20 protein-coding genes are annotated in these 23551 nt (G+C 54.3%); 13 read left to right on the top strand and 7 right to left on the bottom strand.

Annotation, left to right across the window (positions count from 1 at the left end; all coding sequences use genetic code 11):
- Positions 1 to 34: 34 nt before the first annotated feature.
- Both JF44_RS0100180 and JF44_RS20235 read right to left on the bottom strand, forming a co-directional pair.
- Positions 35 to 1345 (bottom strand): MFS transporter, encoded by a 1311-nt coding sequence (locus JF44_RS0100180; protein ID WP_238318332.1) that lies wholly within the window; start codon positions 1343 to 1345, stop codon positions 35 to 37.
- A 507-nt stretch (positions 1346 to 1852) separates the two neighbouring features.
- Positions 1853 to 2086, bottom strand: coding sequence for a hypothetical protein (locus tag JF44_RS20235; RefSeq protein ID WP_156111545.1), 234 nt, complete (start codon positions 2084 to 2086; stop codon positions 1853 to 1855).
- Between the two features lie 32 nt (positions 2087 to 2118).
- Between JF44_RS20235 and nirB the strand changes: the two genes are divergently transcribed.
- From nirB to JF44_RS0100160, 4 genes are read left to right on the top strand one after another with little or no spacing between them, the layout of a single operon-like run.
- Positions 2119 to 4590 carry a nitrite reductase large subunit NirB gene (gene nirB, locus JF44_RS0100175; RefSeq protein ID WP_033066944.1) on the top strand — a complete coding sequence of 824 codons (2472 nt, stop codon included), beginning with the start codon at positions 2119 to 2121 and terminating at the stop codon, positions 4588 to 4590.
- Positions 4591 to 4595: 5 nt separating this feature from the next.
- On the top strand, positions 4596 to 4943 hold the full coding sequence (gene nirD, locus JF44_RS0100170) for a nitrite reductase small subunit NirD (protein WP_033066943.1): 348 nt from the start codon (positions 4596 to 4598) through the stop codon (positions 4941 to 4943).
- The gene (locus JF44_RS0100165; protein ID WP_033066942.1) at positions 4933 to 7641 is read left to right on the top strand and encodes a nitrate reductase; all 2709 of its coding nucleotides are present in this window, start codon (positions 4933 to 4935) and stop codon (positions 7639 to 7641) included. Before nirD ends, JF44_RS0100165 begins: the two co-directional genes overlap by 11 nt.
- On the top strand, positions 7613 to 8632 hold the full coding sequence (locus JF44_RS0100160; protein WP_033066941.1) for a precorrin-2 dehydrogenase/sirohydrochlorin ferrochelatase family protein: 1020 nt from the start codon (positions 7613 to 7615) through the stop codon (positions 8630 to 8632). The genes JF44_RS0100165 and JF44_RS0100160 overlap by 29 nt, the downstream gene beginning before the upstream one ends.
- Before the next feature lie 30 nt (positions 8633 to 8662).
- Here the strand turns inward: JF44_RS0100160 and JF44_RS0100155 are convergent, their stop codons facing one another.
- A complete protein-coding gene (locus JF44_RS0100155) occupies positions 8663 to 9808 on the bottom strand; it encodes an alpha-hydroxy acid oxidase (protein ID WP_033066940.1) in 1146 nt (381 codons plus the stop codon).
- Between the two features lie 8 nt (positions 9809 to 9816).
- Positions 9817 to 10434 (bottom strand): helix-turn-helix domain-containing protein, encoded by a 618-nt coding sequence (locus tag JF44_RS0100150; protein ID WP_033066939.1) that lies wholly within the window; start codon positions 10432 to 10434, stop codon positions 9817 to 9819.
- Between the two features lie 398 nt (positions 10435 to 10832).
- On the opposite strand from JF44_RS0100150, the gene JF44_RS0100145 reads away from it, so the two are divergent.
- The 5 genes from JF44_RS0100145 to JF44_RS0100125 all read left to right on the top strand — a co-directional run bounded on the left by JF44_RS0100145 (position 10833) and on the right by JF44_RS0100125 (position 16214).
- The gene (locus JF44_RS0100145) at positions 10833 to 11867 is read left to right on the top strand and encodes a TRAP transporter substrate-binding protein (RefSeq protein WP_033066938.1); all 1035 of its coding nucleotides are present in this window, start codon (positions 10833 to 10835) and stop codon (positions 11865 to 11867) included.
- A gap of 136 nt (positions 11868 to 12003) precedes the next feature.
- The gene (locus tag JF44_RS0100140; RefSeq protein WP_033066937.1) at positions 12004 to 12522 is read left to right on the top strand and encodes a TRAP transporter small permease; all 519 of its coding nucleotides are present in this window, start codon (positions 12004 to 12006) and stop codon (positions 12520 to 12522) included.
- A gap of 9 nt (positions 12523 to 12531) precedes the next feature.
- Positions 12532 to 13836, top strand: coding sequence for a TRAP transporter large permease (locus tag JF44_RS0100135; protein WP_033066936.1), 1305 nt, complete (start codon positions 12532 to 12534; stop codon positions 13834 to 13836).
- Positions 13837 to 13873: 37 nt separating this feature from the next.
- Positions 13874 to 14773, top strand: a complete 900-nt coding sequence (gene dapA, locus JF44_RS0100130; protein WP_033066935.1) for a 4-hydroxy-tetrahydrodipicolinate synthase — start codon at positions 13874 to 13876, stop codon at positions 14771 to 14773.
- 22 nt (positions 14774 to 14795) lie between these two features.
- Positions 14796 to 16214 (top strand): FAD-binding oxidoreductase, encoded by a 1419-nt coding sequence (locus JF44_RS0100125; RefSeq protein ID WP_033066934.1) that lies wholly within the window; start codon positions 14796 to 14798, stop codon positions 16212 to 16214.
- 188 nt (positions 16215 to 16402) lie between these two features.
- Here JF44_RS0100125 and JF44_RS0100120 read toward each other — a convergent pair whose 3' ends face one another.
- Positions 16403 to 17902: a CoA-acylating methylmalonate-semialdehyde dehydrogenase gene (locus JF44_RS0100120; RefSeq protein WP_033066933.1), complete on the bottom strand. Its 1500-nt coding sequence runs from the start codon at positions 17900 to 17902 to the stop codon at positions 16403 to 16405.
- A 150-nt stretch (positions 17903 to 18052) separates the two neighbouring features.
- Between JF44_RS0100120 and JF44_RS0100115 the strand changes: the two genes are divergently transcribed.
- Positions 18053 to 18952, top strand: coding sequence for a LysR family transcriptional regulator (locus JF44_RS0100115; protein ID WP_033066932.1), 900 nt, complete (start codon positions 18053 to 18055; stop codon positions 18950 to 18952).
- 117 nt (positions 18953 to 19069) lie between these two features.
- Here the strand turns inward: JF44_RS0100115 and JF44_RS0100110 are convergent, their stop codons facing one another.
- Positions 19070 to 19432 carry a DUF2218 domain-containing protein gene (locus JF44_RS0100110; RefSeq protein WP_162181372.1) on the bottom strand — a complete coding sequence of 121 codons (363 nt, stop codon included), beginning with the start codon at positions 19430 to 19432 and terminating at the stop codon, positions 19070 to 19072.
- A gap of 100 nt (positions 19433 to 19532) precedes the next feature.
- Here JF44_RS0100110 and JF44_RS0100105 point away from each other — a divergent pair, with 100 nt between their 5' ends.
- The 3 genes from JF44_RS0100105 (at position 19533) to yghX (ending at position 21843) form a co-directional block, all read left to right on the top strand.
- Entirely contained in the window at positions 19533 to 19901 is a 369-nt protein-coding gene (locus JF44_RS0100105; protein WP_033066930.1) for a hypothetical protein, read from the top strand.
- 12 nt (positions 19902 to 19913) lie between these two features.
- Complete coding sequence (locus JF44_RS0100100) at positions 19914 to 20774, top strand: intradiol ring-cleavage dioxygenase (protein ID WP_033066929.1); 861 nt, start codon at positions 19914 to 19916, stop codon at positions 20772 to 20774.
- A gap of 181 nt (positions 20775 to 20955) precedes the next feature.
- Positions 20956 to 21843, top strand: a complete 888-nt coding sequence (gene yghX / locus JF44_RS0100095) for a YghX family hydrolase (RefSeq protein ID WP_033066928.1) — start codon at positions 20956 to 20958, stop codon at positions 21841 to 21843.
- A gap of 79 nt (positions 21844 to 21922) precedes the next feature.
- Here the strand turns inward: yghX and JF44_RS0100090 are convergent, their stop codons facing one another.
- Positions 21923 to 23545: a dihydroxyacetone kinase subunit DhaK gene (locus JF44_RS0100090; RefSeq protein WP_033066927.1), complete on the bottom strand. Its 1623-nt coding sequence runs from the start codon at positions 23543 to 23545 to the stop codon at positions 21923 to 21925.
- Between the last annotated feature and the right edge of the window lie 6 nt (positions 23546 to 23551).

Raw genomic sequence — 23551 nt, 5'->3', positions numbered from 1 at the left:
CGAAAAAGTCTTTCGTCAACCTGTGGCCTTGGCCTTATTCGGCCGGCACCGGATGACCTTGTGCACCACTGGTGCCAAACCGCTCTGCCTGCGCCTTGTCAAAGCGTGCTTTCTCTTCGGCCTGCGTTTCAGCAGAGAAACGAACAGCAAGTGCGGCAAAAGAACAGATGATCACGGCAACACCAAGATACAGAAGGCCTTGCTGATACGTCAGCGCCTCGGACTTGAACAAGAAGCCCGCCGCAACCGCACCGGCATTCCCACCGGCACCGACGATCCCGGCAACAGAACCAAGCGCCTTACGGTTCACAAACGGCACAATCCCGAAGGTCGCCCCTTCTGACATTTGCACGAACAACGAGAAGACGACCATCACGCAAACCGCAACAACCAGTGCTTCCATCTGCGAGAAGGCAACAAGCGCGATCCCTTCGATGAACAGTGCCATGAACAGGAATTTCACCCGGCCCGAAAGACCACCCTTGGCGGCGAACTTATCGGAAAACACACCACCAAGCGTGCGGGCGAAAATGTTCATCAGGCCAAACAAACCGGCAATCATGCCCGCAGTCGCCAGCGACAGATCAAATTTATCGAAGAAATAGATCGCGGCGATATTGTTGATCGTAAGTTCGACACCAAAACATGCGCCATAGACCAGGAACAATGCCCAAACGCGATAATCAGACATCGCAGACATCATGCCCTTGGTCGCACCGGCATGGTCGTCTTCGGGCTTCAACGCACCACTTTTGCGCATTTCGGCATAGTTGCCATCCGGGCAATCGGTGGTGAACTTCCAATACAACACGGCAACGATCAGCATGATCGCCCCCGGGAAGACCATCGCCAAACGCCAACCCATGGTTTCAACAACGCCAAAGCCAAGAACCATGGCAAGAATCAACGGCATGACCATCTGGGTCACACCACCGCCAAGGTTACCCCAACCGGCCGTTGTCGCATTTGCCGTCCCGACAACATTGGGGGCAAACATCATCGAGGTATGATACTGCGTGATCACAAAGGATGCGCCGATTGACCCGATCGCCAGACGCGCAAGCAAAAAGGTCTCATAGCTGTCGGCAAGACCGATCAACATGACCGGAAGCGACCCAAGCACCAACAAACCGGTATAGGTCTTGCGCGGACCGATTTTGTCACACAACGGCCCAATCAAAAGCCGGACCAGAACCGTGATGGCAACCGATGCAATGATCGTGCTGCCGATTTCGCTTTTGGTTAAACCCAGATCATCACGCACCAGTGGCATCAACGGCGCAATACCGAACCAGCCAAAGAAACACAGGAAGAATGAAAGCCAGGTAAGATGAAAAGTCCGCATCTGAACAGTCTTGAGACTGAATAGATTGATGCGTGTAGCCTTGTTCTTGATATCCATGATTTGAAGCCCTTCGTTAGGTCGTACAGAGCTTGCTTTTGGCTGTGAACGACCGACGGTTTTCCCCATGGGCCTCATGCATCATCTTGAAGATTCCGCAGGCGACCCGTCATTCGTATCGGAAAGGCTGCGCGCGTATCACGCTGCTGTTCCAAACGTCTGATCGTCCGCCGTTGGACGAAGAACTGTGAGCCACCCGTCATTGGGCCTGCTTTCGTCAAAGCTGCTCACGCGAAATCAGGAATTGCAAACAGCGCGCCAATTTTTCTGCGATGCGGGATAAAACTTCCAACCATTTGAAATGGTTATTTTTTTAAAGATCGCGCCTGCGATGCAAAATTCTGAGCATGTGTTTTTCAATCCAATTTGCACAATTTTACATCACACGCTTTTCGTGATGTTTATTTTTTGATCACACAAAGCACGGCGCCTGTTTTCAAGCGCCGCACATCACTTGAGAAATCGTTTTAATTTCAGCACCTTGTGTGGAAAACAACGATATTTGCGATTCTGGCATGGCGCTTGAATATAGAAAGGCATGAGCGCGGGCAGTGTCGCCTGCAGCTCCGGCGTAAAAGCCAACCCTATATATAAAGAATCCAAAGACGGGTTCATCGGATAACGACGTCCGTTGCGAAATGCCTTTTTAAAGGGCAGGCCGCATCGGGCGTTTTTTTGTGCCAACTTCGCATCCCGCGACGAGGAGCCAGAGACAAATGAACCACGTCCCTGCCAACATAAAAGCCACCAAGGCCCGCCTGGTTGTTATCGGCAACGGCATGGCCGGCATGCGCACCGTAGAAGAAGTTCTAAGCCGCGCACCGGATAAATACGACATCACCGTTTTCGGTGCCGAGCCGCGCGTGAACTACAACCGCATCATGCTTTCCCCGCTGTTGTCCGGGGAAAAGGAATTCGACGAAATCGTCATCAACACCCCGGAATGGTACACAGAAAACAACATTCACCTTTATTCCGGCGATCCGGTGGTTGAAGTCGACCGGGACCGCAAGGTGGTGATTTCCAAAAGCGGCACCGAAACTGAATATGACCAGCTGTTGCTTGCAACCGGTTCTGACCCGATCATCATCCCGGTTCCCGGCCACAAGCTTGATGGTGTTGTGACCTTCCGCGATGTCGATGATGTCGACACCATGCTGGGTGCTGCTGCCAACGGTGGCCCGGCGGTTGTCATTGGTGGTGGTCTTTTGGGACTTGAAGCCGCCGTCGGCCTGCAATCACGCGGCATGGATGTCACGGTTCTGCATCTGGCTGGCCATGTGATGGAACGCCAGCTTGACCCATCGGCCGGTTATCTTCTGGCCCAGGAACTTGAACGTCGCGGCATCACGGTCATCACCGAAGCCGATACCGCAGAAATTGTTGGCAGTGAAAATGTGACCGGTGTCCGCCTTAAGGACGGGCGCATGATCCCGGCTGATCTGGTGGTTATGGCTGTTGGCATTCGTCCGAACGGACGTCTTGCCGCAGACGCGGGCCTCGCAGTCGAACGCGGCATCGTTGTTGACGATGTCATGACCACCAGTGATCCGGCCGTATTTGCTGTTGGCGAATGCGTCCAGCATCGCGGCCAATGCTATGGCCTTGTTGCCCCGCTGTTTGAAATGGCCAAATCCTGTGCTGATCATCTGGCCGAAATTGACACCACCGGCTACGCCGGGTCGGTCACATCAACCAAACTGAAAGTGACCGGCGTTGATGTGTTTTCCGCCGGGGATTTTTCCGGTGGCGGTGAAACCGAGGAAATCGTCTTCCGCGATGCCGGGCGCGGCGTTTACAAGCGCATCGTCCTTGAAGACGGCAAGATCAAGGGCGCTGTCCTATATGGCGACACATCCGATGGTGCCTGGTATTTCCAGCTTATGAAGGATGGCGAAGACGTCACCGAGTTGCGTGACACCCTTGCCTTTGGTCAGGCGTTCGCGGGGGGATCTGCGGGAAACCCTCTTGACGCCGTTGCAGCCCTGCCAGATGACGCAGAAATCTGTGGCTGTAACGGCGTTTGCAAAGGCGCCATCGTTTCGGCAATCAATGAAAAGGGCCTGACAACCCTTGATGAAGTCAAATGCCACACCAAGGCATCCGCGTCTTGCGGGTCCTGTTCTGGCCTTGTTGAAAACCTGTTGGCGGCAACCCTTGGCGGCGACTACGAGGCAGCAACCATCAAGCCGATTTGCACCTGCACCGACCATGATCATGACAGCGTGCGTCGCCTGATCATTGCCAAGGATTTGAAATCCATGCCTGCCGTCATGCAGGAACTTGAATGGAGGTCATCGGATGGGTGCCATGTCTGCCGTCCGGCATTGAACTATTACCTGCTGGCCGCCTGGCCAGGTGTTTATGTTGATCACGGTGCATCGCGTTTCATTAACGAACGTGTTCACGCCAACATCCAGAAAGACGGCACCTATTCCGTTATTCCGCGCATGTGGGGTGGCCTGACCAACCCGCGTGAATTGCGCGCCATTGCCGATGTTGCCGACAAATTTGAAATCCCGACAGTCAAGGTCACGGGCGGACAGCGCATCGACCTTTTGGGGGTTAAAAAAGAAGACCTGCCGGGTGTTTGGGCCGATCTGAATGCGGCGGGCATGGTATCTGGTCATGCCTATGGCAAATCGCTTCGTACCGTAAAAAGCTGCGTCGGGCAGGAATGGTGTCGCTTTGGTACTCAAATGTCGATGAGCATGGCGGTTGAACTTGAAAAGATGACCTGGGGATCATGGATGCCCCACAAGTTCAAAATGGCGGTATCGGGCTGCCCGCGTAATTGCGCCGAAGCAACCATCAAGGATTTCGGTGTCGTGGCAACCGATGGCGGCTGGGATCTTCATGTTGGCGGCAATGGCGGCATTCACGTCCGCGCAACCGAACTTCTGTGCAAGGTCACAACCGATGAAGAAGTCCGTGAATATTGCGGCGCCTTCATTCAGCTGTACCGCGAAGAGGCGCGTTACCTTGAACGTACCGCCCCATGGATCGAACGGGTTGGCCTGAAACATGTTCAGGAACGTGTTGTTGACGATGCAGCCAACCGCAAGGCGCTGTTTGATCGTTTCATGATCAGCCAGCAAACCGCACAGATTGATCCATGGGCCGAACGCGCATCCGAAGGCGTTGATGCGCATGAATTCAATCCTCTTTCGATGGTCGCAGCGGAGTAAGACAGATGACAAACCTTCACTGGATAGATATCGGTCCTGTTTCGGCCATTCCGCAACAAGGGGCGCGCACCCTTCAGACGGAAACCGATCGTATTGCGATTTTCAGAACCCTTGATGATCAGATCTTTGCGTTGCTGGACCGCTGCCCGCACAAACAGGGGCCGCTGGCGCAGGGGATCGTTCATGGGCATTTTGTGACCTGCCCGCTTCATAACATGGTGTTTTCACTTGAAACCGGCGAGGCCCAGGGCCCCGATGACGGCTGTGCGGCCAAGGTGGAATGCCAGGTGGTGGATGGCACCGTGCGAGTTGGCCTGACAGAATTGCAAGCTGGTTTGCGCCATGCGGGATGAGGTCAAAACAACCTGCCCCTATTGCGGTGTTGGCTGTGGCCTGATCATTTCGCCAACCCGGGATGGATGGGCTGTCGGCGGCGACCCCGACCACCCGGCCAATTTCGGACGGGTATGTTCCAAGGGCGCGGCACTGATCGATACGATCACTGCCGAAACCAAACGCGATTTTCGTTTGCTGGAACCGGAAATCGATGGCGTACAGGTGGACTGGAACGCGGCAATTTCCGAAACCGCAAATCGCCTGCGTGACACCATCGAAAAGCATGGCCCGAAGTCGGTGGCGTTTTATGTTTCCGGTCAGCTCCTGACCGAGGATTACTACGTTGCCAACAAACTGATCAAAGGCTTCATCGGATCGCCGCATATCGATACCAATTCCCGACTTTGCATGGCGTCCACCGTGGTCGGTCACAAACGTGCCTTTGGCGCGGATGTTGTGCCCGGCTGCTATGAAGACCTTGAAATCGCTGATCTGGTCATTCTGACCGGGTCAAATCTGGCATGGTGCCACCCGGTGCTTAATCAGCGCCTGCGTGCGGCCAGGGAAAAACGCGGCACAAAGATCGTCGTGATTGATCCCAGGCGGACGGCAAGTTGCGATATTGCCGATCTGCACCTGCCAATCAAACCGGGCAGCGACGTTGCCCTGTTTAACGGTTTGCTGTCCTGGCTTGACCAGACCCGCAATACCGATCTTCGTTACGTGGCCCGCCATGTCAGCGGCTACGAACAGGCCGTGGCAGACGCACGTGCTGACTGCCCGGATATCGAGACAACCGCAGAAAAATGCGGGCTCGACACCCAAGAAAGTGCCGATGAAACCGGCTCAGGTCTGGGAAAGCTGGAAACGTTGTTTACCTGGTTTGCGGCCTTTGATCGCACCGTCACGGTGTTTTCTCAGGGCGTGAACCAGTCATCTAGCGGATCGGACAAGGTTAATTCGATCCTCAATTGCCATCTGGCAACCGGCCGTGTCGGAAAACCGGGTTCAAGCCCGTTTTCCGTCACCGGCCAACCCAATGCCATGGGCGGGCGCGAAGTCGGCGGTCTTGCCAACCAACTGGCCGCCCATATGAACCCGAACGATCCGATGGATGTGGATCGGATCAAACGGTTCTGGAAATCAGACGTTCTTGAACCGGGCGAAGGCCACAAGGCCGTTGATATGTTCCGCGCGATCGAAAGCGGGGAAATCAAGGCCGTCTGGATCATGGCGACCAACCCGGCGGTCAGCCTTCCTGATGCAGATCGCGTACGTCTGGCCCTGTCGCGCTGCCCGCTTGTGATTGTGTCTGATGTCGTCAATGACACCGACACATTGCGCCATGCCCACATCAAACTGCCCGCCAGCGGATGGGCAGAAAAATCGGGCACCGTGACCAATTCCGAGCGCCGCATTTCGCGCCAGCGGCCGTTTCGCCCGTCCCAGGGCAATGCCAAGCCCGACTGGTGGATCATGACGGAGGTCGCCAAAGCCATGGGATATGCCAAGGCTTTCAAATACCGCGACCCCAGCGACATTTTTGCCGAACATGCCGCGCTATCGGAATTTGAAAACGACGGCATGCGGGCCTTTGACATCGGCATCTGGCGCAAGGCAAAGAAATCGGCCTATGAGGCAATGGAACCGTTCCAGTGGCCCGCGTCACGCAAACATCAACCGAAATCGGGGGCCAAGCGCCTTTATGGTGACGGGATTTTCACCACCTCAAGCGGGCGGGCGAAAATGATTGCCGTGGAACATGCCCTGCCGCAATCGCAAACAAATGGGGACTTTCCACTGATTGCCAACAGTGGTCGTTATCGCGACCAATGGCACACCATGACCCGCACCGGAACCGCCGCACGCCTAAGTGCGCATCGGCCTGAACCACTGCTTGAAATCCACCCCCGGGATGCCGGTTTTTATGGCCTGAACGATAACGGGATTGCCAGGATTTCGAGCAAATATGGCACAGCACTGATGCGGGTTTCTGTGACAGATGCGCAAACACCGGGACAGGTTTTTGTTCCCATGCACTGGAACGATATCTTCTCGGCTGCGGGTGGGATTGGTCGACTAACGCCCTCCAATGTTGACCCCCACTCCGGCCAACCCGAAAGCAAACATGTCCCGGTTTCGGTATGCCCCTTTACCCCGAAATGGCAGGGCATTTTGTTTTCCAGCACAGCGGTCGATCTTTCAAATTTGCCTTATTGGGTCAGCACCACCGGGCCGGGCAGCATGATTTATGAGATCGCCGGGGATGAAGCGCTGATGTTCAAATCCCTTTTACCGGTTGCTGCAAACAATGACGTCGAACAGGTCATTGAATATAGCGACAGCCAGAAAGGCATTCATCGCTATGCCCGCATGAATGGCGACCGGATTACCGGCGCGCTGTTTATCGGCCCGGACCGCCCCGCCCTTGGCCGTGACTGGGTGTCAAATCTGTTTGCATCTGATCTTGTCGCACCGGTTGAACGCAACGCGCTTTTGGCCGGGCGCATGCCCGATGCCAGTGCGCTCAATGATCGTTTGATCTGTTCGTGTTTCTCGGTCGGACTTGCGGCCATCAGCCGTGCAATTTCCCAACAGAATGCCGTCACCGCCGCCGATATTGGCAGCCTGCTTCAGGCAGGGACAGGATGTGGGTCCTGCTTGCCGGAAATAAAGGAGATTCTCGATGACGCACTACCGCGCGCCGCAGAATAACAACACCCCTGACGCAACCGCGTCAGCAGGGCATGGGTTGCCCGACGGGTCGGAAAACTTCGCCTATTTCCCGGCATTCATTCGGGTTACCGGGAAAAAGGTTCTGGTTCTGGGTGGGGGTGAAGTTGCCCTTGGCAAATTACGCCTTCTGATCCGAAGTCAGGCGCAAATCACGGTCGTCGCCCCGGAAATCTGTGACGATATTGCAGTGATGGTGGACGAAGGGCGGATCGTTTGGGAAAACGCGCCCTTCGTTGACACCATGGTCAATGGGGCCGCGATGGTGTTTGACGCTGCGGATGATCCTTACCTCACCAACCGACTGCAGGCCGCAACGAAGCGGCGCAATATCCTGTTGAACGTAGTGGATAGAACCCCGCATTGCGATTTTATCGTCCCGGCCATTCTGGACCGTTCGCCGGTGATGATCACGATTTCAACGGGCGCCTGCGCACCGGCCTTGGCACGGATTATTCGCCAGCGCCTTGAAACCGTATTGCCCGCATCGATGTCGCAATTGGCCCGCATTGCCCGCGATGCCCGGCAAAAGGTTGCTGATCACCTGCATGACAATCTGTCTCGCCAACGGTTCTGGACCCATTTTTTTCAGCGCGGCCTGCAAGCGCGCGCCACCGACCGCGCCGGGCCCGAAGACATTGATCTGGCACTGCGTCAATTTGTTCCCGATGGCAGTTTGGCAACAGTTGCGGGCGGACAAACCATGTTTGCCGAGCTGACGGTCGACAATGCCTTTGACCTGCCGCATGGCATCGCGCGTGCGATTGAAACCGCCGATATCGTGTTTCACGAAGATCATATTGCCGCTGAAATCCTGACCCTTGCCCGGCGCGATGCCACGATCATTCCGATTGGCTGCATCAGCCTGGATAAAAACCCGGATCAAAAACGCCAAAACATCACCCGACAGTCAAAGATCTTCGCCCGTCAGGGGTTCAACATCGTCACCCTGACCCAACCGATCACGCATTGATGCCATGACACGACAGTTTGGCGCACCGTCTTACAAAATCGCTTCGGCACTAAATGCTTCTATATTCCGGGCTCCGGCGAACACCAGATTGCTGTGCATCTCTTCAATCAGCATGGAAAGCGCGTTGCAAGCCCCCTGCTCTCCGCCCGACGCCAAGCCATACAGGGGCAAACGCCCGATCATCACCGCCTGACTGCCCAGTGCCAAATACTTCAACGCGTCGCTGCCTCGGCGCACGCCACTATCGGCCATGACCGTCATCCGGCCGCCAAGTGCCTTAACAATATCGGGCAATACATCCGCCGGTGCGGGCGCGACATCAAAGTTCCGCCCACCATGGGCCGAAACAACAATCCCGTCCATGCCAAGGGCCTCGGCTTTCAGCGCATCTTTTACGGACAACACCCCCTTGATAACCATTTTACCCGGCCAGCGATTTTTGATCTCGGCGATATCTTCCCAACTGATCGCACTGTCAATTTCAACATCTTCGGTTATTGCTTGGCTGGCAATCGAGGTTCTGCAAGCATCTGGATAATGCGCATAGCCGGGCATACCCGTATGGATCAGATAACGCAACATCACCGAACACAGCCACCGCGGATGGGTTAGCACATCCCAAGATGCACGTACCGATGGGACGAACGGCACGGAAAATCCGTTCCGCTGATTATAATCACGCTTGGGCGAAAGAGGCGTATCTGCAGTCACGACTAATGTCGAAACCCCACTACGTTTGGCGCGCCCCAACAGCCCCCAGGTCAAATCGCGGTTCTTCCAGACATATAACTGCAGCCACAAGTCAGCATCGGGTGCCCCTTTGCGGATGTCATCAATCGACGTTACTGACTGGGTTGAGACACAAAACGGCATCCCCAAACGACTGGCCGCACGGGCAAGCTTGACCTCACCGTCATAGGAAACCAGTCCGGCCAGCGCAGTTGGCGCAATGATCAAGGGGGTTGCGTGGCGCTTGCCAAGAAACGTCGCTGTCATGTCGCAGGCCAGATGACCTTGCAACACCGATGGACGGAACTTGATCACATCAAGTGACCGGCGAATATCAGACAATGCCAGTTCGGCCTCTGTCCCGCGGTCAATGTATTCAAACAGCCCCTTGGGCAAATATCTTTTGGCAGATGCCCGATAATCATCGGCGTTTAGCAAGCTGGTCATGATATTGGTCAGCTCGTCAGCACCCAAAGAACGATGGCTTCTTCGGGCCCCTCTCGCGTCCAGACATGTTCGGCACTCGCATCATAATACATCGAGTCACCTTCATGCAGTTCAAGCGGCTCATAGATCTTGCTGTGTACAACAACCGTACCGCTTAGAACCGTCATATAAATTTCGGCGTCGGTTTTTGGCCAAACATCATATTCCTCGACATCACGGGCCACCACGCGGGTTCTAATCGGTGTCATGCGCTTGTTTTTCAAGTCCGCACATAACAATTGGTTGTCGCAATTACCTGACAGATGGGGCTTGCCTTCATTGACACGCGTCACACTTCGGCGCCCCAAGAGTGTCGGCTGTTCATCGGGGTCGGACAAAAGGCTGAGAACATCCATCTCGAACCCGCGCGCAATCCGCTGAATCGTCGAGATGGTTGGCGAAAGCTCACCGCGCTCAATCTTGGAAAATGCCGATGCCGAGATGCCAGACGCCTTGCTGGCATCCTGCAACGTCCAGCCGCGCCCCTTGCGCAACTGATGTAACCGGGGTCCGATTTCATCGGACTTGTTACTGTCCGCATTAAACTGACGACGGTGATTCTGAAGATTTTCCAGATCGACGTTCATCCTTACTCATTCCCTTGTGCAAACATCTTATTTTATTTCAATTAGTTACCGAACTGACAACCTTAAATTGCGCGACCGGTGCTCTTGTGCTGCAAACGCACTTTATAACATTCTCTGGATTATGCCACATATGACAAAAAATATACTATAGGAAATTTTTTGTCATATTATGTTGACACTGATCGCATCCGATATATTTTGATTTTACCGGATGCCGTCGGATTCAGTAATGGCTTTCTCGCCCAATCACCATTGCTCGACCGTCTGACACGCATCCGGCAACAAAACGAACGTCTGTGATCAGGACAAAGTCCGACCAACGTTGCAAATTTAATCAGGGAAACCGGGCGACCTTCGAAGCGCCACTGCTTTGTACGTCGTTTGGCAAAGGAGAAGAAATGACGATCCTTCGAAAACTTCGGCTTGCCACCCTCGCCGCCACCATTGGCCTTGGCTCCGTATTGTCTGCACCTGCCTACGCACAAACCATTGTCAAATTCGCCCACGTTGATGGCGAAGGCGATCTTCTTGATAATCCGTATTGGACCTTTACCGAGGTTTTCGACAACGTTCTTCAAACTCAGTCTGAGGGTCGTTATAAACTTGAGGTTTACCCAAACGGCCAGCTTGGCGATCTTGAATCCCTTGCCGAACAAAACTCCATCGGTCTGGTCGACATGGTTGGCGGCTTGAATGCCGGCCATCTTGCCGCCTATTATCCGCCTGCACAAATCCTTGAGATGCCCTACACCTTCCCGACTACTGAAGTCGCGCGCAAGGTTCTCAACGATGGGCCGTTTGGCGCAAAACTGTCCGACATGATTGCCGAGGGCAGCGGTGTGCGCATCATGAGCTATCTGACCGGTGCATTTCGCAACTTCTCAAACTCGGTCCGCCCGATCCGGACGCCTGCAGATATGCAGGGTTTGAAAATCCGGACCCAGACCGTCCCACTGCATATGGAAATGGTCAAAGCACTTGGTGCTTCTCCGACCCCGATCGCTTGGGCCGAACTTTATAGTGCCCTTCAGACGGGTGTTGTCGATGGGCAGGAAAACGCCCCTTACACCATGCTTCTGACAAACCTGCAGGAAGTGCAGAAGTACTACACGCTCGATCATCACCTGATCAACATGCCGCTCGTTACCATCAATGACGACTTCTATCAGGGGCTGAGCGACGAAGACAAAATCATCTTCGACAATGCCAGCCGTGAAGCCACCTTTGCAATGCTCGGCATCATCGCAGCCAAGGAATCACAGGACCTCAAAGTCATCCGTGACGCTGGCGTCGAAATTTATCAGCCAACTCCCGATGAATTCCAGCAATTCGTTGACGCCACCAAGGAACCAATCCGTGCTTTCATGGAAGAAAAGGTTGGCGCTGAATTGATCGACGAACTTCATGCAGCCGTCAAAGCGGCACAGCAATAATGATCCGGGCCTGGTCAGCTTCTGACCAGGCCCTTTTCTGTTCCCGCCTGATTTACTGATTGTACGCGGTCTGTTCGTGCGCTGTTCCGTGATCTGTGCTTTTCATATGAAAGCATAGCCCGAGAGAGGATCTTCCATGCTTCAAACCCTCGACAAACTCTCATCGACTGTCGCCCGAATAACGTCGATTGCGGCCCGGCTGATGCTTGCGTCCGTCGCGGTCATTCTGTTCGTGCAGGTCGTTTTGCGATTTGGCTTTAACTTTTCGCTGCCATGGCCTGAGGAAGCATCGCGTTTCCTTATGGTATGGGTCGTGATGCTGGGCGGCAGTCTGCTTGTCCGTGACGAACAACTTGTCTGTGTTGACTTCTTTGACCGTTTCTGGCCGCGCAATTGGCTGGGTTATCGCAATGCCATGTTTCGTCTGCTTCTGGCTGTGCTGCTTGGCATCTTGCTGGTCAAAGGTATTGATTCCGCCATTTTCGGTATGCGGCGCACCTCAGCGGCACTGAACTTATCATGGTTCTGGATTTATCTTTCCGTCCCCGTCGGAGCAGCTCTGATGCTGTTTCACATGGTTATCCTTGCCATCCGCGACCTGTTTAGAGGCCCCGAAACCGAGCACGAAGCCTCTCTTCTGCGCGCCGAGCTCTAGGGGAATATTATGGATTACGCACTTCTCATCATGATCGGCCTGCTGCTGTTGCTGATGTTCCTTGGCAGCCCGGTGATCTTTGCAATTGGCTTTGCTGGACTTTCCTATTTCTTCATCAAACCTGGCATGGTCGACATGCTGCACATGTATTCCCATAAATTCTTTACTGGGATGGATGTGTTTATTTGGCTGTCGATCCCGCTATTCATCATTGCCGGTGAAATAATGACGTCGGTCGGGATGACAGAACGACTTGTTCAGTTCTCCCGCTTATTGGTTGGCCGCTGGCGCGGCGGACTGGCCTACGTCAATGTTGTCGGCTCAATGATGTTTTCAGGTGTATCGGGGTCGGCATTGGCTGATATCTCAGCCCTTGGTCCGGTTGAAATCGATATGATGAAAAAAGATGGCTACCGCGAAGATTTCGCCGCCGCTGTCACCGTCAGCTCAGCCATTCAGGGCCCGATTATTCCACCCTCTATTCCGCTCATCATTTTCTCAAGCCTGACCAACACCTCAGTCGCGGCCCTGTTCCTGGGCGGTGCTGTTCCCGGTGCAATGATGGGGATTGCTCAGATTGCTGTGATTTACTTCATCGCACGCAAAAACAATTTCCCCGCCAACCCGATCAAGGCTCTGACGTTAGGTCTTGCATTCCGCATTTTCTACAACGCGTTTTGGGCCCTCTTTATGCCGCTGATCATTATCGGCGGGATTATTTCGGGCATCTTTACTGCAACTGAGGCCGCGTCGATCGCTGTTGCCTATGCCATTCTGGTCGGCATCTGCGCCTATCGCACCTTGTCACTCAAACAGATTTGGGAAATCCTTGATCGTGCGGTCCGCACCTCAGCATCCGTCTATCTGATTGTCGGCTTTGCCAGCGTGATCAGCTGGATTCTTGCCACCGAACGCGTGCCGTCCGAACTGACCATGCTGATCGAGACCCTGGATATGCAGCCGTGGATGCTGTTGCTGTGTCTTAATATCTTCTTCCTGATCAACGGTCTTTGGATTGGCGATTCAGTACAGCTTCTGCTCTTTGCGCCGCTCTTTACCCCGATCGTTGCTGCCATGGGTGTCGACCCGGTGCAGTTTGGTGTGATCATGGTGGTCAATGTGATGATCGGTCTGATGACCCCGCCCTATGGGCTTGGATTATATCTGGGATCAGCCATCAGCGGACAGCCCCTTGCCAATATTGTCCGCAAAAGCTTCCCGTTCCTGGTGTCGAACATAGTCGTATTGCTTCTCGTTACCTACATCCCGGCTATTTCGCTCACATTGCCGCGCCTCTTCGGTTTTTTGAACTAAACACCACTTACCGCCACCACAAAATAAGAGACTAAAAATGACGCTATCCAAAAACGACATCAATGGTCTTTATACGGCCATCGTCACCCCCTTTAATGCCGACAAGACGGTCGACCACAAGGCCCTTGCCAATCTTGTCACCCGTCAAATCTCGGCAGGTGCTGCTGGCGTGGTCCCGATCGGCGGCACTGGTGAATACCCCGCCCTGTCACAACAGGAACGCAAGGATATTGTCAAAACCTGTGTTGATGCTGCAGGTAACGCTCCGGTCATTCCGGGCGTACTGGCCACAGGCTTCCCGGATGCGGTAGAAGCAGGCAAGGATTTCGAAGATGCTGGCGCCAAGGGGGTGATGACCGTCACCCCTTATTATGCTGCCGGGACACAAGACGGTATGCGTGAATATTTTTCCAACTACCGCAACGAAGTCGGCGTGCCTGTTCTGCTTTATGAAATCCCGCGTCGTACCGGTGTATCAACCCATGCTGAAACCATTCAGGCCATGGCCGAAGATGGTTCGATCATCGGGATGAAATGTTCGAACTATGATATGCCTGCCTTCATCAAAACCATGAAGCTCGCCGGTGACAAAATGGCGATCCTAAGCGGCGAAGAGCCCCTGTTTGCAACCCACGTCGCAATGGGAGCAAAGGGTGGCGTACTGGCTTCCGCCAACGTATATCCGGAAATCTGGGTTGAAATCTTCAAGATTGCCAGCGAAGGCAAACTGAAAGAAGCACTCAAACTTCAAACCAAACTGGACGATGCAATTGATGCGATCTTCCGCGAAACCAATCCGGGGCCGCTCAAAAAATATATGGAACTGGCTGGTCAGCCGGTTGGCGATGTTCGCCTTCCGCTTGAAGGACCGTCCGAACAAACCATTTCCGCACTCAAGATTGCCTTTGAAGCTGCTTCGCTTGCCAAAGTAGCCTGACCTAGCTTTCCAAGGACCAGCCATGATTGATCGTCTCCACCAAATCCTCGGCGATAAAGGTTTGATCACCGATCCTCAAGAAATGCACCCTTACTTGATCGATTGGCGTGATCGCAGGAAAGGCAACGCACTTTGTGTCGCCCTTCCGGCCAGTACCGAAGAGGTCTCCCTAACGATGAAAGTGGCTGCCGAGGAAGGCCAGCCGGTATTCCCCCTTGGGGGGAATACCGGACTTTGTTACGGCGGCGTCCCCGAAAGCCCCACCCCCAAGGACAAACCCGGCATCGTCATCAGCCTGCAACGAATGAAGCTGATCCGCGAGATTGATACTGCGGCAAATATCGCAACCGTTGATGCGGGCGTGATCCTTGCTGACCTTCATGAAAAATGTATCCCCAACAAACGCCAGTTCCCTCTCTATCTGGGAAGTGAAGGCAGCACGCAAATCGGCGGTCTGATTTCAACCAATGCCGGTGGAACGGGGGTTGTAAAATACGGCCCGATGCGTGATCTGGTTTGTGGAATAGAAGTTGTTTTGCCCGATGGCCGCATCATGACCGATCTTGAAGGGCTTAAAAAAAACAATACCGGTTACGACTTAAAACACCTGTTCATCGGGGCCGAGGGTACACTTGGTATTGTTACGGGGGCAGCGCTTCGCCTGCACCCGGAGAACACCAATGATGCCCATGCATGGGTTTCGGTTGATTCACCGGAAACTGCTGTGCGCCTGTTTACCGAGTTTCAGGACAAATGTGGCCCCTATGTCGAAGCATTTGAACTGGTTTCCGGGACCGAAATTGATGCCGTTGTTCGTCACATCGACCGCATAACCATACCGTTTGACACCGTGCCGGATTGGTCGTTGATGATCGAATTGACATCAACCGATGCCAATGTCGATCTGAATGGGACGTTCGAGGAAATCCTGGGTAATAACCTTGATAACGGATCTGTGCTGGATGCCTTTATCGCCAGCAATTCCCAGCAGGCCGAACAAATCTGGCATGTACGCCACTCCGTGACCGAAGCTAACAAGCTTGAAGGCATGGGCATCGTACATGACATTGCAGTGCGTGTTTCCAAAGTTCCCGCATTCATCGCCAAGGCCAAGGAAGTCACGGCCCAAAAGTTCCCCGAAGCCACCCCGGTTTTGGTCAACCATCTGGGCGATGGCAATGTGCATTACATCCTGATGTTCCCGCATGAATATTGGAACAATCTGTCTGACCCCGAGGCCATGATCAACGATATCCAGACCTGCGTGCACGACATCTCGGCAAGTTTCGGCGGCACCTTCAGTGCCGAACATGGTATCGGGCGCAAACTGACGGGTGAACTGGCGCGACTGAGCGATCCGCTTCGCTATGAACTGATGAAAAACATCAAGAAAACTTTCGACCCCGACAACCGGATGAACCCCGGCGTTCTGTTCAACTGACAAAGAACCGAAGTTTAAAATCCGCGACGCTTGGCGTGAATCGCGTGTCCGTGAACTTGGTATCCTGCTAACGCGGTACGATGCGAACAGACGTCAAAAAGGTTCGGTCTGACGGGCCTACTTTAGAACGCCAAAAGGCGCACAAAAAATTGTGCGCCTTTTGGTGTTTTTTACAAAATGGTCAGAGCTTATTTCATCGTCGGCATGACGAATTCAGCACCCTTGCGAATGCCGGTCGGCCAGCGCGAGGTGATGGTTTTCAGTTTCGTATAGAAACGCACACCTTCCGGGCCATGCATGTGATGGTCGCCAAACAGTGATGCTTTCCAGCCACCGAACGAATGGAAGGCCATCGGAACCGGGATCGGCACGTTGATGCCAACCATGCCGGTCTGGGTGCGTGCAGCAAACTCGCGTGCGGTGTCGCCATCACGGGTGAAGATCGCAGTACCATTGCCATATTCGTGGCTATCAACAAGGTTGGCAGCCGTTTCGTAATCATCGGCACGTACAACCGACAGAACCGGGCCAAAGATCTCTTCATTGTAGATGCTCATGTCCGGGGTGACCTCATCAAACAGGGTCCCGCCGACAAAATAGCCGTCCTCATAGCCCTGCAGATTAATGCCACGGCCATCAACAACCAGTTTCGCACCTTCTTCGACACCCTTGTCGATATAGCCAACAACCTTGTCACGATGAGCCGCCGTCACCAGGGGCCCCATTTCAGCTGCCGGATCAGTCCCCGGTGCCACACGCAATTCATTGATGCGCGGAACCAGTTTGTCGATCAGGGTATCTGCGGTTTCCTTGCCAACCGGAACCGCAACCGAGATTGCCATGCAACGTTCGCCAGCCGAACCGTAAGCAGCGCCCATCAGCGCATCAACCGCCTGATCCATATCCGCATCGGGCATAATGATCATGTGGTTTTTCGCACCACCCAGCGCCTGGCAACGTTTGCCTTGGGCTGTTGCGTTTTCATAGATGTATTTCGCAATCGGGGTGGAGCCGACAAAGCTGATTGCCGTTACATCCGGATCAAACAAAAGCGCATCAACCGCTTCCTTGTCGCCCTGAACAACGTTAAATACGCCATCGGGCAAGCCAGCCTCGGTCAGCCATTCCGCCAGCAGAAGCGATGCAGACGGATCACGTTCCGACGGTTTGAGGATAAAGCAATTCCCGCACGCAAGGGCCACCGGGAACATCCACATCGGCACCATCGCCGGGAAGTTGAACGGCGTGATACCGGCAACGATACCAAGCGGCTGACGCACGGAATGGCTATCGACCTTGGTGCCAACGTTTTCGGTGAACTCACCTTTCAAAAGTTGCGGTGCGCCGGTGGCGAACTCGACAACCTCGATCCCGCGGGTCACTTCGCCCAGCGCATCGGACAGAACCTTGCCATGCTCGGCTGTGATGGCAGCGGCAAGTTCCTCGGAACGGTCTTCAAGGATGCCCAGGAATTTGTTGAGAATACGCGAACGGCGCAGCGGGGTCGTGTTGGCCCAAGCATCACGAACAGCAACCGCAGATTCCACCGCAGCGCGCACTTCGGATTTGGAGGCCAGATCAACCGTCGCGCTTTCCGCACCCGTTGCCGGATTGAAAACCGGCGCGGTGCGGCCAGACGTTCCGGCCACGCGTTTGCCATTGATATAGTGGGTAAGCTGGGTCGCCATTGGGTTTCTCCCGATAAACCTGTTGTTCCATTTGTGTGGTTCTACACATCATAAGCTGATTACATTATGCCTATGCACAGCGATGCACATCAATTATCATTATTGCACCTTCGATGTGCAAAATTTAAAGTCAAAAGACATAGGCCCGTAATGGATTGGGATCGCTTCCGCATTTTCCTTGCTGTCGCCCGACACGGCCAAATCCTTGCCGCGGCACATCAGCTTGGCCTGAACCATGCAACGGTGGGGCGGCAATTAACCGCACTTGAGCAGGAACTGGGCACCAAACTGGTTGAACGGCGCACGACCGGATCGGACCTGACCCCGGCCGGCCGGGAACTCATGAGTGCGGCGGAGGCGGCGGAATCCGTTTTCCTGCGCGCAGGCACCGCCGTTTCCAACCAAACAGAAACCATCAGCGGCACGGTGCGGGTTGGTGTGCCTGATGGTTTGGGGAATTATTTTTTGGCAAGTGAGTTGGCTCACTTTGCATCCAACCACCCGGATCTTGTGATTCAGTTAGTACCACTGCCCCGCACATTTTCACTGTCCCAGCGCGAAGCGGACATCGCCATCACCCTTGATCGCCCCAAGCAGGGGCGTCTGGTGATCAAAAAGCTTACGGATTATACGCTAAGTGTTTATGCAACAAAGGCTTATATCGACCGTTTTGGCACCGTCGAAACCGAAGCTGATCTCAGCGACCGGCTGTTCGTCACCCACATTGAAGACCTGATTTACAGCCGGGCATTGGATTACGCCGCCCGCCTTGGCAAGCTGATGAAGCGCCGCTTTGAATGCGGCAGTGTCGTCGCCCAGATGCAAGCCGTGCGCAATGGATATGGCATCGGCATCCTGCACGATTACGCCACCGATGGCATCCCGGACCTTGTCCGCCTGCTGCCTGAAATCCGTTTTACACGAAATTACTGGATGCTCCAGCATCCCGACACCAAGGACACCAGAAGCGTCGCCACGGTTGCCGAACACATCACACGTGTGGTCAGAACCGCACGTGACAGGTTCATTGTCCATGAAGAACGCGCCTGAGCAATCGACTTTGTCGTTGTCCGGGAAAATTGATGCATCGCCTGCACCCAGCCCCGCCCTGACAGGTATCGCACCGAATGGCGCAGGATTACCAACGCCACTCAATCCGACCAACAGTCACTTATTGCGCCAATCGAAGTCAATTCTGGTTTGCGGGGACATGGTGCGCAGCTTGTTTTCGATGTAAGCCTGCATGTCTGAGAGGGCCGCCTCATCGGTTGCCGCCATGGCCACGGTCAGGAAAAGCGACGACGCGCTGACGTCACAAGCGCCATCTTCAAACGCAAGCACCCCTGCATCGGGACCACGGAGCTTGCCTTTGACATCGCCACGGGCCTGGAGCATCAGTCCTTTGAGGTAGCATGGCGCATTGCGCAGATAAATATCTGCAAATGCAAAGACGCCATCATTTATGGAAAGTTCCGTTGACTTGACCGCATCAGGCCAACCATCATTCATCTTGAGAGCCAGATTAGACATGTGCATCACCAATCGTTCTAGGGCGCAAAGCTGCGCACGGTATCCCCATACCCCTTAGATCTGCATATCAGGCTGCCACCCCGCCCATACACAATGACTTTTGGTCATTTATGATGAATTCCGGCAAGACGTCAATGCACTTTCTCCCGCAAAAAATGTTCTGAATTTCGCCGCCCGCAAGTCTGCGGCGGCATTTTTTTGGTTTTTTGACGAAGACACCCCACAAATGCAGGGATTTTTCCCGTATTTTCACCTGCCTGCGCCCGAATGTTACAACACCGTGAAATCGCATCACGTCCTGGCGCAGAGTGCCCAAACCTTCGATGCCAAGCTTCATCAAACACCAGACAATTACACAGAACATTTGGTCATTTTCGCTAGCCCCCACCCATATCGGCTAGCGACAAGTCAACAGCGGCGCTATCATTCCATCACGGATAAACGTCACCGTCAGGGCCGTTTTATGTAGAGGAGGGATGTCATGACCAGCTTCTTTAGCGAGGAACAATCGGCTGATGCGGTCAATGCCCGCATGGGCAAGGATGTTGATCCGCGCCTCAAAACAGTCATGAGCGCGCTTGTCCATCACCTGCATGCCTTCGTCAAAGAGGTGGAGCTGACCGAAGACGAATGGGAACGTGCGATATCCTTTCTGACGGCCACTGGTCAGATGTGTGACGAACAACGGCAGGAATATATCCTTTTAAGCGATGTGCTTGGCGCATCCATGCTGGTAGATGCCATTAACAATCGACGTCCAGAAGGGGCGACCGAAAGCACGGTATTTGGCCCCTTCCACGTCGAAAACGCCCCGGTCCGCAAGATGGGTGACTGCATCTCGCTTGATGGCAAGGGCGAAAGCTGCCTGTTTGAGGGCCGCATTACCGATCTGGACGGCACCCCGATCAGCAACGCCAAAATCGATGTCTGGGCGGACAACGCCGAAGGGTTCTATGACGTTCAGCAACCCGGTCATCAGCCAAAATGGAACAATCGGGGCATCTTTGTCACAGGCGACGACGGCGCCTATTGCTTTGTTGGCAGCAAACCGGTCAGCTATCCGATCCCCGATGATGGCCCGGTGGGCAAAATGCTATTCTTGCTTGGCCGCCATCCGTTTCGCCCGGCGCATATGCACTTCATGATCACGGCTCCGGGCTATCAGAAACTGGTCACCCATACCTTTGTTGACGGGGATGAATATCTGACATCCGATACGGTGTTTGGCGTCAAGCAAAGTCTGATTGCACCGTTCGAGAAAACCGAAAACGGCACCCCCGTCTGGAAATCATCATTTGATTTTGTGCTGGCACCCGCAACACCGCCAAACAATCCAGCCTGACAGCTTTATTGCCGGTAACACTGTTGTGATTTGTGCAATTGTGTAAATCACTGAAAATCAACGCGTCTGGTCGCAGTGTTCGAAAACACCCCCTGCCGCCAGCCCCACGTAATCCGATTATCTATCAAGTGCCGTCACCAAAAGCCCCCAATCGCTGCGTCATTTCGACAAGGAGCGCATGATGGACCGTTTGACTGCCAAGGATTTTTCGCAAGAACTTCTCGAACTGTATGACTTCTATGCCCATAGGATGATTGATCGCCGCGAATTTCTTGATCGTGCCGGTCGATATGCCGTTGGCGGCATGACCGCCCTTGCGATTCTCAATGCCATGAGCCCGAACTATGCCATGGCCCATCAGGTCGATTTTACCGATCCCGATATTGTTGCCGAATATATCACCTATCCATCGCCAAACGGACACGGCGAAGTGCGCGCATATATGGTCAAACCTGCCAATGTGACGGGCAAGGTACCCGGCGTTGTGGTGGTTCACGAAAACCGTGGCCTGAACCCCTATATCGAAGATGTTGCCCGCCGCGTTGCCAAGGCCGGCTTTATTGCACTGGCACCAGATGGCCTAACATCGGTTGGCGGATATCCCGGCAATGATGACAAGGGCCGCGAACTGCAACGCACTGTCGATAGCACCAAGCTGATGAACGACTTCTTTGCGGCGATTGAATTTCTGACCGCACATGAAGCCACCACCGACAAAACCGGCATTACCGGCTTTTGCTATGGGGGTGGTGTTGCCAATGCCGCAGCCGTTGCCTATCCCGAACTTGGCGCTGCCGTGCCGTTCTATGGCCGTCAGGCTGCAGTCGAAGACGTCCCGCGCATTCAGGCACCGATCCTGTTGCAATATGGTGAACTTGATGAACGCATCAATGCCGGATGGCCTGCGTATGAGGCGGCACTAAAGGAACATGACAAGGTCTATGAAGCCCACATCTACCCCGGTGCCAACCACGGTTTCCATAACGATTCCACACCACGCTATGACAAGGACGCCGCCGAACTGGCATGGCAACGCACGATAGACTGGTTCAATAAGTACCTGAGCTAGCGCATCTTGCACACTGAACGAAAAACACCCCCGTCACATCACAGATGACGGGGGTGTTTTTATTCATGCTTGTTGCCAACTAGGCACTCAGTTGTTCGAACAATCGAGCGACGGCCTCTGCCCCCGGGTCGATATGTCCTTCAAGCTGTTCGGCATTGATATAGGATGCCCGTCCGGCCTTGGCCTTGACGATGGTTGAAGTATGAACAGCCCCTTTGCGCGCAGCTTCTGCGGCCGCAGCAAGGCCTTTGCCTTCGAGCGCATCAAGTGCGGGCTTCAAGGCATCAACCATCGTGCGATCCCCAAGTTCAGCCCCGCCAATCTGCTGCATGCGTTCCAAACCGTCCTTAAGGGCGGCAACCATGGAACGCCCGCTTGAGGCAGCATCCCCCGCAGCGGTAAAGAAGATCGCGAGCAACACCCCCGATGACCCGCCCATGGTCTGGCTAAGCTCCTGCCCGATTGCCCGCAGAAGCTGCGTATGATCGGCAAGTGGCAGTCGATCAAGCGCCCCCATAAGCGCCCGTGCTGCTGTCGCAAGAGTGGAGCCGGTGTCGCCATCACCTGACTTTGCATCAAGCGCATTCAGATCATTTTCAGCATCAATCAGAATATGACAGCATTGGGTCAGGAACGCCGCCGTCTGGCGGTGCTCGGACGGGATCGGCTGGATTGGTGTCAGACCATCGGGAAGCTCGATGACACTGACCGGCTTTATCGGATGGCAACCGGGCCAGGCTGATGGCGCACAGGGCGCAGACAACCAAGCGTGATCTTCTGCACTGACCGGATAAACCGATACAGAAAAGCCACGCATATCAAGCGACGTCATCATGGCCGCAGGGCCGACGATGAATTTCAGGTTCTTGGCAATCGACGAATTGATCAGATCATTGGCCAGAATGGCCATCTCAAGCACCGATGTCCCGCCAAGGTTATTCAGCAAGACCACATGCGGTTTGTTTTCCATGACCGCTGCAAGCTTGGCGGTTACTGCCGCCATGGCCTGTTCGGCATTATGGTAATCAATCTGCTGAACGCCTGCTTCGCCATGAATGCCAAGGCCAAGTTCGGCCTTGCCATCGCCAATGCGGTTTTCCTTGGGGGATCCCGGAACGGTACAGGTATCAAGCGACATGCCAATTGATTTTGTCCCGTCGATTACCCGATTGGCCGCAGCGGTGACATCTTCAAGTGACGCCCCGCTTTCGGCCATCGCACCGGCAATTTTATGAACAAAAAGCGTACCTGCAACACCGCGTGGCTGCGGCAGATCCGGCAGGGCGATATCATCATCGACAATGACAATATTGACCTTGAGGCCAAAGGCGCGCGCGCGTTCTGCTGCCAAACCGAAGTTAAGCCGATCCCCGGTATAGTTTTTAACAATCAGCAAACACCCGGACGGGCCGGTAACAGACAAAATACCGGCAAGCACCGCATCAACCGACGGGGATGCAAAAACGTCACCGCAAACGGCGGCTGTCAGCATACCCGCCCCGACGAAACCGGCATGGGCCGGTTCATGACCAGATCCCCCACCGGAAACGATGGCGACCTTTGATTTGTCCCAGTCGTTGCGTACAACCACGCGAATATGCGGATACCCGTCAATCCGGGCCAGTTTTCCGCCCGATGCCTTGATCACGCCGTCAATGGCTTCGGTTACGGTCGCGTCTTTATTGTTTATGAATTGTGCCATTGTGAT

This window comes from Thalassospira australica (genome assembly GCF_000763295.1).
GTDB lineage: Bacteria > Pseudomonadota > Alphaproteobacteria > Rhodospirillales > Thalassospiraceae > Thalassospira > Thalassospira australica.
This window is presented reverse-complemented; position numbering and strand designations above follow the sequence as displayed.